Raw genomic sequence first — 15,717 nt, forward strand, 5'->3', positions numbered from 1 at the left:
CCGCCTGTTCACGGGACCGGTGTCCGCGGTGGCTGCGGCGTCGCGGTGTCTGCGGTGTCTACAGCCCGGCGATCGGGTTCTTCAGGGTGCCGACGAGCTGGAGGGCCCCGGCGGGGTCGGAGAGGTCCACCATCTGCTTGTTGTCACGCAGCTGGAGCCGGTTGAGGCAGGACAGCGCGAACTCGGGGGCGAACATGTCGTACTGCCTGAACTTGTCCGCCAGCTCGGGCGCGGCCTCCTGGTACTCCCGTACGCACTCGGCGACCGTCCGCCAGAAGTCGTCCTCCGCCAGGACGCCCTCGCCCGCCAGGTTCGCCGCCAGGAAGCGGAAGAAGCAGTCGAAGACGTCCGTGAAGAGGGACAGCAGCTTCACGTCCTCGGGGACGTCCACGCGCAGCCGCTCGACCGCGGGCGGCAGCACCGCGTCCGGGTCCATGACGGCGATCTCCTCGGCGATGTCCTTGTAGACCGCCCGCTCGACCACCCCGTCCTTGAGGACGAGGATGACGTTCTCGCCGTGCGGCATGAACACCAGGTCGTACGCGTAGAAGCTGTGCAGCAGCGGGGTGAGGTACGCCCGTAGGTAGCGGCGCAGCCATTCCACCGGCGTCAGCCCCGAGCGCTCGATCAGCGCGGCCGCGACCGAGGAGCCCTCGTCGTCCACGTGGACCAGCGAGGCCATGGTGGCCAGGGTCTCGCCGTCCCGCAGCGAGGGGACCGGGGACTCGCGCCACAGGGCGGCGAGCATCTTGCGGTACGGGGAGTAGCGGTCGGTGGCGGCCTCGTACTCCAGGTGCCGGTAGCCGACGGCCGCGCGCTCGCGGATGATCGACAGGCCGGTCGAGCGCAGCAGCGGGTCGTTGTCGACGAGCTGCGCCAGCCAGTCGTTGATGGCCGGCGTCGCCTCCATGTACGCGGCGGACAGGCCGCGCATGAAGCCCATGTTGATGACCGACAGGGCGGTCTTCACGTAGTGCTTCTCCGGCGCGCTCGCGTTGAAGAACGTCCGGATCGACTGCTGGGCCAGGTACTCGTCGTCGCCCTCGCCCAGGCACACCAGGTGCTGCCGGGCGACCTCGGCGGCGAAGGTCACCGTGAGCTTGTTCCACCACTGCCAGGGGTGGACCGGGATGAAGAGGTAGTCCGCCGGGTCGAGACCCCGGTCGCGCAGGACGCCGTGGAAGCGGTCCACGGTCTCCTCGCCCAGCTCGCCGCGGAGGAACGACTCGTACTCGACGCCCACGCCCGCGGTGAACGCGGCCCGCGAGCGGTGCGCGGCCAGCCAGACCAGCCGCACCGGGCTCGCGGTCTCGGGCGCGTACGACAGGTACTCGTGGATGCCGAACCCGAGCCGCCCGTTGTTGGCGACGAAGCAGGGGTGGCCCTCGGTCATCCCCGTCTCGATCTCCTGGAAGCCGCTCCTCGCGAGCTCGGCGGAGGTGGGCCGGGGCTTGGTGAGCTTGTAGCAGGTGCCGGAGAGGGTGGAGGAGATCTCCTCCAGGTAGACCGGCAGCACCTCGTCGCTCAGGCCGAGCGACTTCCTCAGCTCGATGAAGAAGTCCAGCGCGGCGAGCGGGAGCTCACCGCCGTCGCGGTGGCGGGTGATCGACCCGGCGTCGACCTGCCAGTGGTCGAGGGCACGGCGGACGGCGGTGAACCGGTAACTGGTCAGCCCGTCGTCGCTGCGGACGACGTACGCGCCGTCCCCGCCGTCCTCGCCCTCGACGGCTTCCGGTGTGATCAGCCGCTCGTGGGCGAACTCGGCGAGCGCCTTGCGGACGAGCAGGCGCTCGGCCCGGGCCCAGCGGTGGGGGGACAGGTGCGCCACGGCGTCGGACAGGGTCATGCGGAAACTCCTCGGGTGGCCGGGCCGCGCTTCTGCGAGAAGTGCTCACGGGTGCAGAAGGACAGCAGCGCGCGCTTCTCCGGCTTCTCGATCTCGCGCTCGGGGACGAAGCCGACGGCCTCGTTCAGCGCGTGCACCGCCGTGTTGGTCACGTCCGGCTCGACGACGACCCGGCGGGTGCCCGGGTCGGCGAACAGCTCCTCCATCACGGCGGTGATGACGGCCCGGGTGAAGCCGTGCACGGGCCGGTCGGTGGGGGCGACCAGGAAGTGCATGCCGACGTCGCCGGGCTCGGGCTCGTACAGCCCGGCCAGCTCGATGTACCGGGGGTCGTACTTCTCCATCAGGAACGCGGGCCGCCCGTCGTGGAGGCCGAGGTACGCGTGGTGGTGCTCGCTGGCCGCGACGGCCATGTACTCGCGCTCCACGTCCTCCGGTTTCGCGTCCTGCATCATCCAGTACGCCGCCTTGGGGTGGGTGACCCAGGAGTGCAGCAGCCCGGCGTCCTTGAGGGGGTCGAGGGGGCGGAGGGTGAGGGTGCCGACGGTGTCGCCCGTCCCGGCGGTTCCGGTGCGGCTCATACGGCGAACTCCTGGAACGCGATGGACTTCTCCACCGGGTAGTACTCGGTGCCGAGCAGCTCCCGGATGATGGAGGCGTTGCGGTACGGGCCCATGCCGAGGTCCGGTGACGTGATCGAGTGGGTGTGGACGCCGGCGTTCTGCAGGAAGATCCCGCGGCCCGTCGTGTCGATGGAGTAGTTGCGGGCCACGTCGTGGTTGCCCCGCCCGTCGTAGCGGATCCGGTCGCGCACGGGCTCGAGGAACTCCGGCTCCACGTACTTGTAGCCGGTCGCGAGGATCAGGCCCTCGGACTGCAGCTCGTAGTCCTTGCCCTGCTCCTCCTGGCGCAGGCCCAGGGTGTACGTGCCGTTCTCGTACGCCGCCGTGTCGAGCGACGAGTTGGTGAGCAGGCGGGTGGGGACCGGGCCGCCGAGGTTCTTCTGGTAGAGCAGGTCGAAGATGGCGTTGATCAGCTCGCCGTCGATGCCCTTGAACAGGCCCTTCTGCTCGCTCTGGAGGCGGTAGCGGGTCCGCTCGGGCAGCGCGTGGAAGTAGTCGATGTACTCGGGGGAGGTCATCTCCAGCGTGAGCTTGGTGTATTCGAGCGGGAAGAACCGCGGGGAGCGCGTGACCCAGTTCAGCCGGTAGCCGTGGACGTCGATCTCGCTCAGCAGGTCGAAGTAGATCTCGGCGGCGGACTGCCCGCTGCCGACGAGCGTGATCGACTTCTTGGCCTGGAGCTCCCGCTTGTGCTGCCGGTAGCGGGAGTTGTGGATGAAGTCCCCGCCGAGGTCCTGGCACGCCTCGGGGACGTACGGGGGAGTGCCGGTGCCGAGGACCAGGTGCCGGGCGCGGTACGTGTCACCGGCGGTCGTCCGCACGACGTACACCTCGCCCCCGTCGTCGTACGTGACCTCCGCGACCGTCGTGCCGAAGCGGATGCTGGAGAGCTGCGCGGCGGCCCAGCGGCAGTAGTCGTCGTACTCGACGCGCAGCGGGTAGAAGTTCTCGCGGATGTAGAACGAGTACAGGCGTCCCGACTGCTTGAGGTAGTTGAGGAAGGAGTACGGGGACGTCGGGTCGGCCAGGGTCACCAGGTCCGACATGAACGGGGTCTGGAGGTGCGCGCCCTCCAGGAACATCCCGGAGTGCCACTCGAAGTCCGGCTTGGACTCCAGGAAGACACCGTCGAGCTCGTCGATCGGCTCGGTGAGGCAGGCGAGGCCGAGGTTGAAGGGGCCCAGCCCGATGCCGATGAAGTCGTGCGTGCGCACGGCGGAACCGGCGGACTTCGCGGTCGCGGGTTCAGGAAGCGTGGACAAGGGACTCTCCCAGGTACTGCTCGGCGTGGCCGGCGATCAGGTCGAGCACGGCGGAGATGTCGTCCGTCGTGGTCTCGGGGTTGAGCAGGGTGAACTTCAGGAAGTGGCGGCCGGTGACCTTCGTGCCCGCGACCACCGCGTCGCCGGAGGCGAACAGCGCCTTGCGGGCGTACAGGTTGGCGCGGTCGATCTCCGCCGGGTCGGTGACGGCGGCCGGGATGTAGCGGAAGACGAGCGTGGAGAGGGACGGGGCGACCACGACGTCGTAGCGCGGATCGGCGGCCAGCATCCGCCAGCCCTCCTCCGCCAGGTCGCAGACCTCGTCGAAGAGCTCGCCGATGCCGTCGGCGCCCATCACGCGCAGCGTCATCCACAGCTTGAGCGCGTCGAAGCGGCGGGTGGTCTGCAGGGACTTGTCGACCTGGTTGGGGATGCGCTCCTGCACCATGCGCCGCGGGTTGAGGTACTCCGCGTGGTAGGTGGCGTGCCGCAGGGTGGCCGCGTCACGGACCAGGACGGCGGACGAGCTCACCGGCTGGAAGAAGGACTTGTGGTAGTCCACGGTCACGGAGTCGGCGCGCTCGATGCCGTCGATGCGGTGCCGGTTCCTCAGGGAGGTGAGCAGTCCGCAGCCGTACGCGGCGTCCACGTGCATCCAGGCACCGAACTGCTCGCACAGCTCGGCGATCTCGGGCAGCGGGTCGATGGAGCCGAAGTCGGTGGTGCCGGCGGTGGCGACGACGGCCATCGGGACCAGGCCCTCCTGCGCGCAGCGCTCCAGCTCGCGGGCGAGCGCGACCGTCTGCATGCGCTTGTCGTTGCCGGTGGGGACGGTGACGACGGCGTCCGGGCCGAGTCCGAGGAGTTTCGCGGACTTCTTGACGCTGAAGTGGCCGGCCTCGGAGACGAAGATCCGCAGTGTGCCGTACGAGTCGCTCTTGGCCTCCTCCCGGGCGAGCAGCAGCGCCTGGAGGTTGGACTGCGAGCCGCCGGAGGTGAAGACGCCGTCGGCGGCGGGGCCGAGGCCGATGCGCTCGTTGGTCCAGTCGATGAGCCTGCGCTCGATGAGGGTGGCGCCGGCCGACTGGTCCCAGGTGTCGAGGGAGGAGTTGACGGCGGAGAGGACCGCCTCGCCGACGACGGCCGGTATGACCACCGGGCAGTTGAGGTGGGCGAGGTAGCGGGGGTGGTGGAAGTAGACCGCGTCCCGGAGGTAGACGTCCTCCAGTTCGTCGAGCGCCGCGGTGGTGTCGTACAGCGGCCTGTCGAGGTCGATCCGCTCGACGACGGGGGCGAGGGAGTCGACCGTGACACCGGTGAACGGACGGTCGGTGGTGGCGAGTTTGGCCGCCACCCGCTCTATCCCCTCGGTCACGGAGCGGCGGTACCGCTCCGCGGTCGTGTCGTTGAGCAGGTGCGAGCGCATGGGGGAGTCCTCCGGGGGCGGGAGAGGGACGGGCGCGGGGGAGAAGTGGGGGACGAGATTCAACTTAGGTTAGCCTAACCTAAGTTCTCGCATGTGCCCGCCTCATCTGTCACGCTGTGACGCACGCCTCTCCCTGTGTCACGCGGCTTGCGCGCGGAGCTGCTCCTCGCTCAGGCCGCGCCGCCAGTAACCGACGAACGTGACCCGCCCGCGGTCGATCTCTCGCTCACGCACGAGGTGGCGCCGCAGCTCCTTCACGCAGCCGGACTCACCGGCGATCCAGGCGTACGGGGCCTGGGCCTCGGGCAGCCGGGCGGCGCGGATCGCCTCCACCGCGGTGGGGGCGCCCTCGTCGCGCACGAGCCAGGTGATGTCCGCGTCGGCGGCGGTGACGGGCTCGGCGGTGCGGTCGCCCGCGTGCGGAACCTCCAGCCAGACACGGGCCCGTGTCCCGGCCGGCAGGGTCTCCAGGATGGCGGAGGCGGCGGGCAGGGCCGTCTCGTCGGCCCAGATGACCACGAGGTCGGCGTCGGCGGGCGGGCGGAACCGGATCGCGCCGTTGTCGGCGACGGAGGGGCCGAGCAGGACGACACGGTCGCCGGCCCCGGCGGCGGCGGCCCAGCGGGAGGCGGGGCCGGCGGGGGTGGCCCCGGCTTCGGGGCCTGCTTCCGCGCCCGCTTCCGTGCCGTGCAGGACGAAGTCGATGTCGATCTCGGTGGTGACCCCGTGCCGGTCCTGGCGCAGGGCGCGCAGGGTGTACGAGCGCATGACGGCCCGTACGTCCTCGGGGACGTCCAGCCAGGTCTGCCGCCAGCCCTCGCCGAACTCCATCGGCAGGACGGGCTCGCTCTGGCCGGGGCGCGGGAGGAAGAGCGAGAGGCTCTGGTCGAGGCCGTCGGAGGCGAAGGCGCGGAGGTCGGGGCCGGCGAAGGTGACGCGGAGCAGGGAAGGGCTCAGCCGCCTCGTCCGGGTGACCTGGAGGGTGAAGAAACGGTACGGGGTGGCTGTGGCTGTGGCCGTGGCCATGCTGCTCCTTCGCGTGGCGGGTGGGGTCGTGTGTCGACTGCGGCCGGTGGGGGCCGGTCGCGCGGTTCCCCGCGCCCCCGACGGGAAAGGCGCCTGCGGCGGCCCTCCCCCTCAGGGGCGTGATCCCGGGCGACTCGTCAGGCGACCTTCTTGGCCTTCTCGATGGCCTCGGCGAGGTTGTCGAGCATGGGGGTGCACTTGTCGTACGACAGGATCGGCTCGGGGGTGCGGGCGATGACCTGGCCGGCCTTGACCGCGGGCAGCTTCTTCCAGGTCGCCTCGGTGATGTCGGCGGGCTGGATGGTCGCGGTGCGGTCGTCCATGATGATGACGTCGGCCGGGTACTTGTCGACGTTCTCCCAGCTCAGGTTCTCGAACCAGCCGCCGCTCTCCTTCAGGACCTTGGCGGGCGGCTCGACGAGGTTCACGCCGAGGGCCTTGAAGTACTCCAGGTCGACGGAGAGGTTCGAGCCGGAGACGTAGAAGATGTCCTGGCTGGCGGAACCGGCGAGGACCTTGACCTCCGGGCGGGCCTTGGCGGCGGCGCGCAGCCGCTCGGCGGCGGTCTCGAACTTCTTCTTCGCCTCGACCGTCTTCGCGGCCTTCACGTCCGCGCCGAGCGACTCGGCGAGCGCGAGCATGCGCTCCAGCGACTTGGGCAGCTGGCGGTCGTAGACCGAGATGCCGACGCTCGGGGCGAGCTTGAGGATCTTGTCCTTGGACTCCTCGGGGACGTACCAGAGGGTGCCCGCGTCGTCGAACATCGTGGAGAGCAGCACGTCGGGGGCCAGGCCCGCGTACTTCTCGATGTTGAACTGGCCCCACGCGTTGCCGAGGACCGTCACCTTGCTGACGTCCATGTCGCCGGCCTGGACGTCGGCCTTGCCGTCCTTGGTCTTCGTCGGTCCGAAGACCCCCTTGACCTCGATGCCGTAGTCGAACAGGGCGGCGGCGACACCGGTGAAGGCCACGATGTTCGCCGGGGTCTTGTCCAGCTTCACCGTCGTACCGCGGTCGTCCTCGAAGCTCCAGGGACCGGAAGCGGCGGCGCTCCTGGTCGAGTCCGCCGAGCCGCCGCTCTCCGAGTCGTCGTCCCCGCAGGCGGCCAGCACGGCACCGAGGCCGAGGGCCCCGCCGGCGGCGAGGATGCCGCGTCGGGTGAGGTGGTTGACACGGGCGTCGGTCATGGCGTGACTGCTTTCGAACAGGGCGGAGGGCCCACTGGACAAGTGCGAAGGTAGGTTAGCCTAACCTCATAACTTGTGCGGGCGCGGGATCCGCCGAGTCAGGGCAGTCTCACCGTGGTGTGGCCGGTGTGGCCACCCGTGACGCGCAGGAGGTCGAGCTTTCCCGCCTCGCTGCTTCCGGTCGCCGCCGTGTAGGTGACCATGCGCAGGTCGGCGCCGGGGACGAGGAGGACGTCGCAGTCGAGCAGCAGGTCACCGACCTCCGGATGCTGGATCGTCTTCGCGGCGCTCGCGTGCGGGACGGCGGCCGTCCGCGTGGCCCAGTGACGGGCGAAGTCCTCGGACGTCTCCCGCAGTTCCCGTACGAGGCGTTCGAGCCGGGCGTCCGCGGGATAGCGGGAGACGGCGTCCCTGAGGTCGGCGACGATCGACGCCGCGAAGGCGTCCGGTCCGTGCTCGAACCGGACGGGGGACATCAGGGCGCGTGCGGGGCCGTCACCGAAGAGCGCGCGGGCGAGGTTCCGTTCGGCGGCCGGGACGGTGGCGGGATCGCCGTGCAGGGCGCTCCACATGGTGTTCCACCACACCAGGGACCAGTCGGCGGTGAACACGCCGATCGGGACGTCGCCGAGACGCGCGACAAGCCGCTGGACGCCCGGGGGCACGTGGGTGCCGACCGTCCCGTCCTGCGGCGGCAGGAGCCCGGCGCCGCGGTAGAGCTGGTCGCGTTCGGGGCGGGAGAGCTGGAGGGCCCGGGCGAGGGCGCCGACGACCTGGGGCGAGGGGTTCTTCGCGCGTGACTGCTCCAGGCGCAGGACGTAGTCGACGGACAGCCCGGCCAGCTGGGCCAGCTCCTCGCGGCGCAGCCCCGGGGCACGGCGGCCGTCCGTCACGGCGAAGCCGGCGTCGGCCGGGGAGAGACGGTCGCGCCAGGCGCGCAGGAGGGCGGCGAAAGAGGAGGCGGAGGAAGAGGAAGGGGGAGGGGAAGAGGGGGCCATGGGCCCATTGTGGCCGTGCGGCGGGAGATGAGCCTGGGTACTGCCGGTCCTAGTGACGGGGACGGTACTGGCTGGTGGTGGCGCGCGCGGCGAATGTTGACCTGTGCCCGAGCCGGGCGCCACAGCACCACAGGCCGACGACTGAAGGAACCTCCCATGAAGCACACCATCGTGATGACGGGCGCGAGCCGCGGGATCGGCCGCGTCGCCGCGGAGCAGATCCTGCGCCGGTCGCCGGACGTCCATCTCCTCGTGGTCGCCCGCGAGTCCTCCGGTGAGCGGCTGGCCGCGGAACTCGCCGCGGGCGGGCACACGGTCTCGTACGTCCCGGCGGACCTCGGTTCCCTGGAGAGCGTCCGCCGGGCGGCCACCGGGATCCGCGACCGGCTCGACCGCGGTGACCTGCCGCCGCTGCGCGGCTTCGTGGGCAACGCGGGTATCCAGTACACCGACGCGCTCACCGAGGGACCGGACGGGCTGGAGTCGACGTTCACCGTCAACGTCCTCGCCAACCACGTGTTCGTACGGCTGCTCCAGGACCGCTTCGTCACTCCCGCGCGAATCGTGATCACCGCCAGCGACACCCACTTCGGCGACTTCAAGCACAACCTGGGCATGGTGCCGGGCCCGGTCTGGAAGTCCCCGGACGTCCTCGCCCGCACGGGTGCCTTCTCCAAGCCGGCCACCACGGCCGCCGGGCGCACCGCGTACTCGACGAGCAAGCTGGCCGCGATCTACCTGGTCCACGAGTACGCGCGCCGTCTTCCCGCCGGGGTCGACGTGGTCGCCTACAACCCGGGATTCGTCCCCGGTACCGGCCTCGCGCGCAATGCCGACCCCGTCTCCCGGTTCGCGATGCGGCGCGTCATGCCGCTGATGACCCTCACCCCGTTCGCCACCAGCCGCGACGCCGCGGGCCGCTACCTCGCCGATGTCGTCCTGGGCGCGACCGAGGCACCCACCGGCTCGTACGTCGACCGAGCCCGTACGGCCCGCTCGTCGGACGAGTCCTACGACCCGCGCCGCGAGGGCGAGCTCTGGGAGACCGCCGAACGGCTCACCGCGACCGCGCTTCGATGATGGGCGAGGTGGGCGAGGTGGGTGACGGCAGGCCGGCTGCCGTGCCGCATTTACTGTGACGAGAGGGTTGTCCGTTCCCGGTGGCCTGGTGGAATCCTTACCCGCGCCGATCTCCTGCGAGAAATGCAGTTGCGCTTGTGGCTTCTGGTCGTCAGGGTGCGGTGGTGATCGGAACGGAGATCGAGCTCCCCGTGGCGGACGGGGTCCTCTCGGGTGTGGACTTCGGCGGCCACGGTGCGGGGGTGCTGCTTGTCCACGGCAGCGGACACAACGCCGCCGCCTGGGGGGATGTGGCGTCCCGTCTGGTGAGCGGGTGCCATCCGATCGCCATCGACCTGCGTGGCCACGGGCAGACCCGGCTCGACTCCACCGGCCCCGAGCAGTACTGGCGAGACATCGGTGGTGTCGTCACCGCGCTGGGCTGGGACCGCCCCGTGCTGGTGGGCCATTCCACCGGCGGGTACGCGGTGACGGCTGCCACTGCCAGTGGCCTCGTGGAACCGGCCGCCCTCTGCGTCGTGGACGGCGTGGTGCTCGATGACCGTAACGGGTCGCTCGCCGAGCATGCCGCTGTGCGGACCACCGAGGCGGCGGACCGTTTGCGGGCGATGTTCCGCTACGGCTGGGAAACGGACGACGACCAGATGCGTGCCCATGTCGAGCGGTGCGTGCGGGAGGCCGGAGAGGACTGGCTCAACGCCGGAGCGCGGCGCGAACTTGTCGAGGAGGTCACGCGGCGCTCATTCCTGCGCCGCGGCGACCTGTGGGTACGGCGACCGGCCATCGAGGAGATCATGACCGTCACCGCCGTGGAGCCCGACGCGGAAGTCCTCCCGAGCGTCGAGGTGTACGACCGCCTCACCTGTCCGACGACGATCGTGCTGGCCGAGGATGGTTTCCACGCCTCGCGGCGCGACGAAGTGCGTGCCGTCGCCGATGCCGCCCCCGGCCGCCGGCTGATCGAGATCAGCTCGAACCACAACGTCCCCATGACCCGGCCTGCCGACCTCGCCGCGATCATTCTCGACCTGGTGCGAGACCGGCTGCGGCACCGGTCGGGAACGTCGATTGATCCCACCCCACCCCTGCAAGGAGTTGCTGTGGCCGTACGTGAGATATCCGTGGCGGACAAGAGTGCTGGGCCGTACGGCATCACGGCCGGACCTGACGGCGCACTGTGGCTCACCTTCACGCACAGCGGCCGCATCGCGCGCCTCACCCTCGACGGAGAACTCAACGAATACCCCCTGGAGTCGTCCGGGTGCCGCCCTGCGGTCATCACCCCCGGGCCCGACGGAGCGCTGTGGTTCACCCGGTCCCAGGACCACCGGATCGGCCGGATCACCGCCGACGGTGAAACGGAGTCCTTCCCGGTGCCGACGCCCGGCAGCGGGCCCTTCGGGATCACCGCCGGTCCGGACGGTGCGATGTGGTTCACGGAGATGAACACCGACCGGATCGGCCGCATCACCCGCACGGGAGAGATCACCGAATTCGTCCTTCCCTGCACGGGTGCCTATCCCTCGGCGATCACCGCAGGCCCTGATGGGGCTCTGTGGTTCACCCTCAACCAGGCGAACGCGATCGGCCGCATCACTGTCCACGGAGACATCGTCATCCACCCGCTCCCCACCCCGGGCGCCGCACCCGTGGGCATCACCAGCGACGGCGCCGCCCTGTGGTTCGTCGAGATCGCGGCGGGCCGGATCGGCAGGATCTCGGTGGACGGCGCGATCGAGGAGTTCCCGCTCCCCGACCGCACGGCCAGACCCCACGCCATCGTCGCGGCCTCCACCGGGGACTGCTGGTTCACCGAATGGGGAGCCAACAGCATCGGCCACATCACCGGCAGCGGCGAGATCACCGAGTACAGCCTGCCGTCACCGTCGTCCGAGCCGCACGGCATCACCCTGGGCCCCGACGGCGCTCTGTGGGCGGCCCTTGAAACGGGAGGGGTCGCGCGGATCGAACCGTAGCCTCAGGACGAGGAACCGCCCGATCCGGGGTGGGCGGGGGACGGGCAGCAGTGCCGTCCTTCCCCGGTTGCCGCCGACGGCTACGCCTCCGCGAACAGTTCCTCCGTGCTGGTGGCGGTGACGGCCCGGTCGAGCCAGGTGCCGAGGGTCTCCAGGTCGGTGCAGCCGGTGATGCGCTCGCGGGCGGCTTCGGGGACGTCGATCTCACGGAAGGCGAGGAGGCGGAGGACGGCCTCAGCCTGTCCTTCGGCCCGTCCCTTGATGATGCTCTCTTCGATGAGGGTGCCGCTGCCGGGGAAGCGGCTGGTGTACGTGGCCATCAGTTTCCTCCAGTGTGCGCGTGTCCGGGGGTCGTCCAGGCCGATCTCGGTGAATTCCGCCCAGTCCTTCGCGGTATCGCCGCCGATGTCGAGGAGCGCCGTCGCCAGTGTGTCCAGTATGACGGAAAGGGCCGGATCCTTGGCGTGTGTCAGGGTGCAGAGGACGGCGAGGGCGGGGTCCTGTGCCGCCTCGTCCGGGTCGGTGATCGCGGGGAGGTTGTCGGGCCCCAGGACCAGGGGGAAGACGGCGATACTGGTGTGGGCGGGCGGGCCGATGCGGATGGGTTCGGCGGCCCAGGACGCGGTGGACTTGTCCTGGCACAGGACGAGCAGGACCGGGGGCACCTCGTACTTGGCGTACAGGTGTGCGAGGTAGTACGTCCAGCTGTTGAGCTTGTCGGGGTCCCGTCGTCCCTGTATTTCGACGGCGAGCAGATAGCTTCCGCTGTCCGCCGTGTCGATCCGCAGCAGGGTGTCCACACGGCGTTCGAGCGGCTTGATCTCGGTGAGATCGGTGTCCAGGAGCTGGATCGCCGCGGGTTCGGGGAGGGTGATGCCGGCCTTCGGGAGGGCGCGGGCGAACAGCCCGGGATCCTCCCTGAAGATCTGATGCATTGCCTCATGTGCTGAGCTGACCATGTGACACAAAGTAGTGAGATGCGTGCGTTCCGTTGGTCGAATGGCGTGCGTTCAGTCGTACGAGTGGTTTTGCCTCCGGCCTATGCCGATGGTGGCTCGTGGGGTGTGCGCAGGGTGGATATGAGTGCCGCGAGTTGGGGCGGGCCAGTGGTGAGGACGGTTTCTGGCTCGTCGCTCTCGCGGAGGAGGATCGTTCCGGGGAAGGGGGTGGCCAGGTAGACGCAGGAAGAAGCCTCTTCACTGTGGGTGGACTTCTGCCAGGCGAGTTCGGTCTTGGTCATGACGTGGCTTTCGGATGGCTCGCGATGACGCGCAGGGTGGATATGAGTGCCGCGAGTTGGGGCGGGCCGGTGGTGAGGACGGTTTCCGGTTCGTCGCTCTCGCGGAGGAGGATCGTTTTGGGGGACGGGGTGGCCAGGTAGACGCAGGAGGACCCCGTCTCGCTGTGGGTGGACTTCTGCCAGTGGAGGTGGGTCACGGTGCTCCTGGTCAGATGTTCTTGGTGAGGGTGTCGATGAGCTTGCGGGAGGCGGTCGGCTTCAGGGCCGCACGCTCCATACGATCCAGGACGAGCCGGTACGTCTCCAGCTTCCCTGCCGCGTCCACCAGTTCGCCGCCGTGACTGGTGTCCAGGTGGGCGGTGTCGAGGGCGGTCACCGGTCCACTGGCGTAGTCGAGGCCGTGGCCGGCGGTCGGGAACGACGTGCCGTCGAAGGGGATGACGCGCAGGGTGATGTTCGGTTGTCCGCCGACCTCCATGAGGTGACGCAGTTGGGGCCGGGCCACCTCCCGGCCGCCGAACTGCATGCGCAGGGCCGCTTCGTGGATGATCGCCGTGTACGGCACGGGGGTGTCGCGGAACAGGACGGCCTGGCGTTTGACGCGGTAGGAGACGTGGTGCTCGATCTCGTGGGGCCGTAGTGCCGGGACCACCTCGTGGAACAGCGCGCGTGCGTGGTCGGGTGTCTGGAGCAGGCCGGGGATGTTGATGACCTGCGCCACGCGCAGCGCGGTGGCGTGGTGTTCCATCTCGGCCAGGTCCAGCAGGGGGGACGGAAGGATGTCCCGGTACTCCTCCCACCAGCCGCGCGTCCGGTTCGCCGCCATGTCCGCGAGGGCGTCGACCAGGGGTGCGTCCGCACAGTCGTAGATGTGCGCGAGCGTACGTACCCGCTCCCCGCTCACACCGAAGCGGTTGGCCTCGATGTTGCTGATCTGGGCCTGGGTCGTCCCCAGCGAGTGGGCGGCCTGCACCGCGGTCATGCCCGCCCGTTCGCGCAGTCGGCGCAGTTCGGTGCCGATCCGGAGGCGGCGAGCCGTGGGGATGCTCCGTGGTGCCATGTCCTCGCTCCGTTTTCGTACATCTGGCGTAGCGGTCACCCGCACAGGGCTAATACCTGAAGGTTTTGCAGAACTGAGCAAAACCTTCAGGTCCAGCGGCCTACGGTGAGACCCGAACCGCTCGACCGCCCCCCGCCGATGAACCGGAAGCGCACCGCGTACGCGACCCGTGCGCGGCACAGCCACCGGTGGGCCGGAGGGATCCGTCGGGCGGACCGGGTTCCCCCATCGCAGGAGGCGTTCGTGGTCACCGTATCCGCATCCCCTTCGTCATCCCCTCCGTCTCCGCCGGACGGTGAGGCGGACCCCTCGTGGGTGTACGCACTTCACCTGCCCCACGACCCCCGCGTGGTCCGCATCGCCCGCCTCACCCTCCGGGCCGTGCTCACCGGGCACGGGCTGACGCGGCTCCTCGACACCGCCGAACTGCTGGTGTCCGAGCTCGTCACGAACGCCCACAGTCACTCGGCCGGGCCCGCCGCCCTGCGCCTGCGCGGTCTCGCCGGTGGCCGGCTGCGGATGGGGGTCTGGGACACCGATCCGCACATCCCGCCCCCGTTCGACAAGCGCTCATGGCCGCCGCGGCCCGCGTCCGCGCCGGTCGGGGCGGAGGGCGGGCGCGGGCTGTTCCTCGTGTGCCACTTCGCGGACGCGTGGGGCGGGTACTCGCTGGGAGACGACCTCTTCGGGGCCAACGGGAAGCTGCTGTGGTGCGAGTTGGGAGCGCCGGTGACCGAGGGGTCCCCGCGCTGTCGTGAAAGCGTGACACGCTCTGTAACCAGCGAAGGACCGTGGTGATCGCGGCGGTCTCCCGGGACCGCCCCGCTCAGCCCGTCAGGCCCAGTTCCCTCGCGATCAGCATCCGCTGCACCTCGCTCGTGCCCTCGCCGATCTCCAGGATCTTGGAGTCGCGCCACATGCGGGCCACCGGGTACTCGTTCATGAAGCCGTAGCCGCCGTGGATCTGGGTGGCGTCGCGGGCGTTGTCGACCGCGATGGTGGAGGAGTAGAGCTTCGCCACCGCCGCCTCCTTCTTGAAGGGTTCGCCGGCGACCAGGCGGGACGCCGCGTCGCGCCAGGCCAGGCGGGACGTGTGGGCCTTCACCTCCATGTCCGCGAGCTTGAACTGGATCGCCTGGTTCGCGCCGATCGGGCGGCCGAAGGCGTGGCGCTCCTTCGCGTACTTCAGTGACTCGTCCACACACCCCTGGGCCAGACCCGTCGCCAGCGCCGCGATGGCGATCCTGCCCTCGTCCAGGATGCGCAGGAACTGCGCGTAGCCGCGGCCCTCCTCGCCCAGCAGGTTCGCGGCCGGGACGCGGACGTCCGTGAAGGACAGCTCGCGGGTGTCGGAGGCGTTCCAGCCGACCTTCGAGTAGGGGGCGGCGACCGTGAAGCCGGGGGTGCCGGACGGGACGATGATCGAGGAGATCAGGGGGTTCCCGTCGGGCTTGCGGCCGGTGACCGCCGTGACGGTGACCAGGCCCGTGATGTCCGTCCCCGAGTTGGTGATGAAGCACTTGCTGCCGTTGATCACCCATTCGTCGGTCGTCTCGTCCAGGCGGGCCGTCGTACGGGTCGCGCCCGCGTCCGAGCCGCCGTCCGGCTCGGTCAGGCCGAAGGCGCCGAGGACCTCGCCCGAGCAGAGGCGGGGCAGCCACTGCGCCTTCTGCTCCGGCGTCCCGAAGAGGTGGATGGGCATCGCGCCGAGCGAGACCCCCGCCTCCAGGGTGATGGCCACCGAGGAGTCGACGCGCGCGAGTTCTTCGAGGGCGATGCCCAGGGCCAGGTAGTCGCCGCCCATGCCGCCGTACTCCTCCGGGAACGGCAGCCCGAACAGGCCCATGCGGCCCATCTCGCGGACGATCTCGTACGGGAACTCGTGCCGCTCGTAGAAGTCGCCGATCTTCGGTGCCACGACGTCGCGGGCGAACTCGGCCACCGTGCGCCGCAGTTCGTCCAGTTCGGGGGAGAGGCGGTGGTCCAGGGACAT

Annotated in this window: 15 protein-coding genes and 1 pseudogene; 4 read left to right on the forward strand and 12 right to left on the reverse strand. The window is 70.1% G+C overall.

What is annotated here, in order from left to right:
- Positions 1-58 precede the first annotated feature (58 nt).
- The 7 genes from KM933_RS16110 to KM933_RS16140 all read right to left on the reverse strand — a co-directional run bounded on the left by KM933_RS16110 (position 59) and on the right by KM933_RS16140 (position 8,368).
- Entirely contained in the window at positions 59-1,846 is a 1,788-nt protein-coding gene (locus KM933_RS16110; protein ID WP_221352696.1) for an IucA/IucC family protein, read from the reverse strand.
- Positions 1,843-2,427 carry a GNAT family N-acetyltransferase gene (locus KM933_RS16115; RefSeq protein ID WP_221352698.1) on the reverse strand — a complete coding sequence of 195 codons (585 nt, stop codon included), beginning with the start codon at positions 2,425-2,427 and terminating at the stop codon, positions 1,843-1,845. The genes KM933_RS16110 and KM933_RS16115 overlap by 4 nt, the downstream gene beginning before the upstream one ends.
- The gene (locus KM933_RS16120; protein ID WP_260333636.1) at positions 2,424-3,731 is read right to left on the reverse strand and encodes a lysine N(6)-hydroxylase/L-ornithine N(5)-oxygenase family protein; all 1,308 of its coding nucleotides are present in this window, start codon (positions 3,729-3,731) and stop codon (positions 2,424-2,426) included. The genes KM933_RS16115 and KM933_RS16120 overlap by 4 nt, the downstream gene beginning before the upstream one ends.
- Positions 3,715-5,157: a lysine decarboxylase DesA gene (gene desA, locus KM933_RS16125; RefSeq protein ID WP_221352700.1), complete on the reverse strand. Its 1,443-nt coding sequence runs from the start codon at positions 5,155-5,157 to the stop codon at positions 3,715-3,717. The genes KM933_RS16120 and desA overlap by 17 nt, the downstream gene beginning before the upstream one ends.
- A gap of 138 nt (positions 5,158-5,295) precedes the next feature.
- Complete coding sequence (locus KM933_RS16130; protein WP_221352702.1) at positions 5,296-6,183, reverse strand: siderophore-interacting protein; 888 nt, start codon at positions 6,181-6,183, stop codon at positions 5,296-5,298.
- Between the two features lie 137 nt (positions 6,184-6,320).
- Positions 6,321-7,370, reverse strand: coding sequence for an ABC transporter substrate-binding protein (locus KM933_RS16135; protein ID WP_221352704.1), 1,050 nt, complete (start codon positions 7,368-7,370; stop codon positions 6,321-6,323).
- A 98-nt stretch (positions 7,371-7,468) separates the two neighbouring features.
- Positions 7,469-8,368, reverse strand: coding sequence for a helix-turn-helix transcriptional regulator (locus KM933_RS16140; protein WP_221352706.1), 900 nt, complete (start codon positions 8,366-8,368; stop codon positions 7,469-7,471).
- Positions 8,369-8,524: 156 nt separating this feature from the next.
- Between KM933_RS16140 and KM933_RS16145 the strand changes: the two genes are divergently transcribed.
- From KM933_RS16145 to KM933_RS16155, 3 genes and pseudogenes are all read left to right on the forward strand, one after another.
- Entirely contained in the window at positions 8,525-9,448 is a 924-nt protein-coding gene (locus tag KM933_RS16145) for an SDR family NAD(P)-dependent oxidoreductase (protein WP_221352708.1), read from the forward strand.
- A gap of 290 nt (positions 9,449-9,738) precedes the next feature.
- Positions 9,739-10,404, forward strand: a pseudogene (locus KM933_RS16150) (alpha/beta fold hydrolase); the annotation flags it as partial.
- A gap of 144 nt (positions 10,405-10,548) precedes the next feature.
- Positions 10,549-11,424 (forward strand): Vgb family protein, encoded by an 876-nt coding sequence (locus tag KM933_RS16155; protein ID WP_221352878.1) that lies wholly within the window; start codon positions 10,549-10,551, stop codon positions 11,422-11,424.
- An 80-nt stretch (positions 11,425-11,504) separates the two neighbouring features.
- Here the strand turns inward: KM933_RS16155 and KM933_RS16160 are convergent, their stop codons facing one another.
- The 4 genes from KM933_RS16160 to KM933_RS16175 all read right to left on the reverse strand — a co-directional run bounded on the left by KM933_RS16160 (position 11,505) and on the right by KM933_RS16175 (position 13,724).
- The gene (locus KM933_RS16160; RefSeq protein WP_308013418.1) at positions 11,505-12,359 is read right to left on the reverse strand and encodes a hypothetical protein; all 855 of its coding nucleotides are present in this window, start codon (positions 12,357-12,359) and stop codon (positions 11,505-11,507) included.
- 104 nt (positions 12,360-12,463) lie between these two features.
- The gene (locus tag KM933_RS16165) at positions 12,464-12,664 is read right to left on the reverse strand and encodes a DUF397 domain-containing protein (protein ID WP_221352712.1); all 201 of its coding nucleotides are present in this window, start codon (positions 12,662-12,664) and stop codon (positions 12,464-12,466) included.
- Positions 12,661-12,861, reverse strand: coding sequence for a DUF397 domain-containing protein (locus tag KM933_RS16170; RefSeq protein WP_221352714.1), 201 nt, complete (start codon positions 12,859-12,861; stop codon positions 12,661-12,663). Before KM933_RS16170 ends, KM933_RS16165 begins: the two co-directional genes overlap by 4 nt.
- Positions 12,862-12,872: 11 nt before the next feature.
- Positions 12,873-13,724: a helix-turn-helix domain-containing protein gene (locus KM933_RS16175; protein ID WP_221352716.1), complete on the reverse strand. Its 852-nt coding sequence runs from the start codon at positions 13,722-13,724 to the stop codon at positions 12,873-12,875.
- A gap of 315 nt (positions 13,725-14,039) precedes the next feature.
- On the opposite strand from KM933_RS16175, the gene KM933_RS16180 reads away from it, so the two are divergent.
- Complete coding sequence (locus tag KM933_RS16180; RefSeq protein ID WP_308013419.1) at positions 14,040-14,522, forward strand: ATP-binding protein; 483 nt, start codon at positions 14,040-14,042, stop codon at positions 14,520-14,522.
- Positions 14,523-14,550: 28 nt separating this feature from the next.
- On the opposite strand, the gene KM933_RS16185 is transcribed toward KM933_RS16180, so the two are convergent.
- Complete coding sequence (locus tag KM933_RS16185; protein ID WP_221352880.1) at positions 14,551-15,711, reverse strand: acyl-CoA dehydrogenase family protein; 1,161 nt, start codon at positions 15,709-15,711, stop codon at positions 14,551-14,553.
- Between the last annotated feature and the right edge of the window lie 6 nt (positions 15,712-15,717).

This window comes from Streptomyces beigongshangae, from assembly GCF_019710745.1.
Classification (GTDB): domain Bacteria; phylum Actinomycetota; class Actinomycetes; order Streptomycetales; family Streptomycetaceae; genus Streptomyces; species Streptomyces beigongshangae.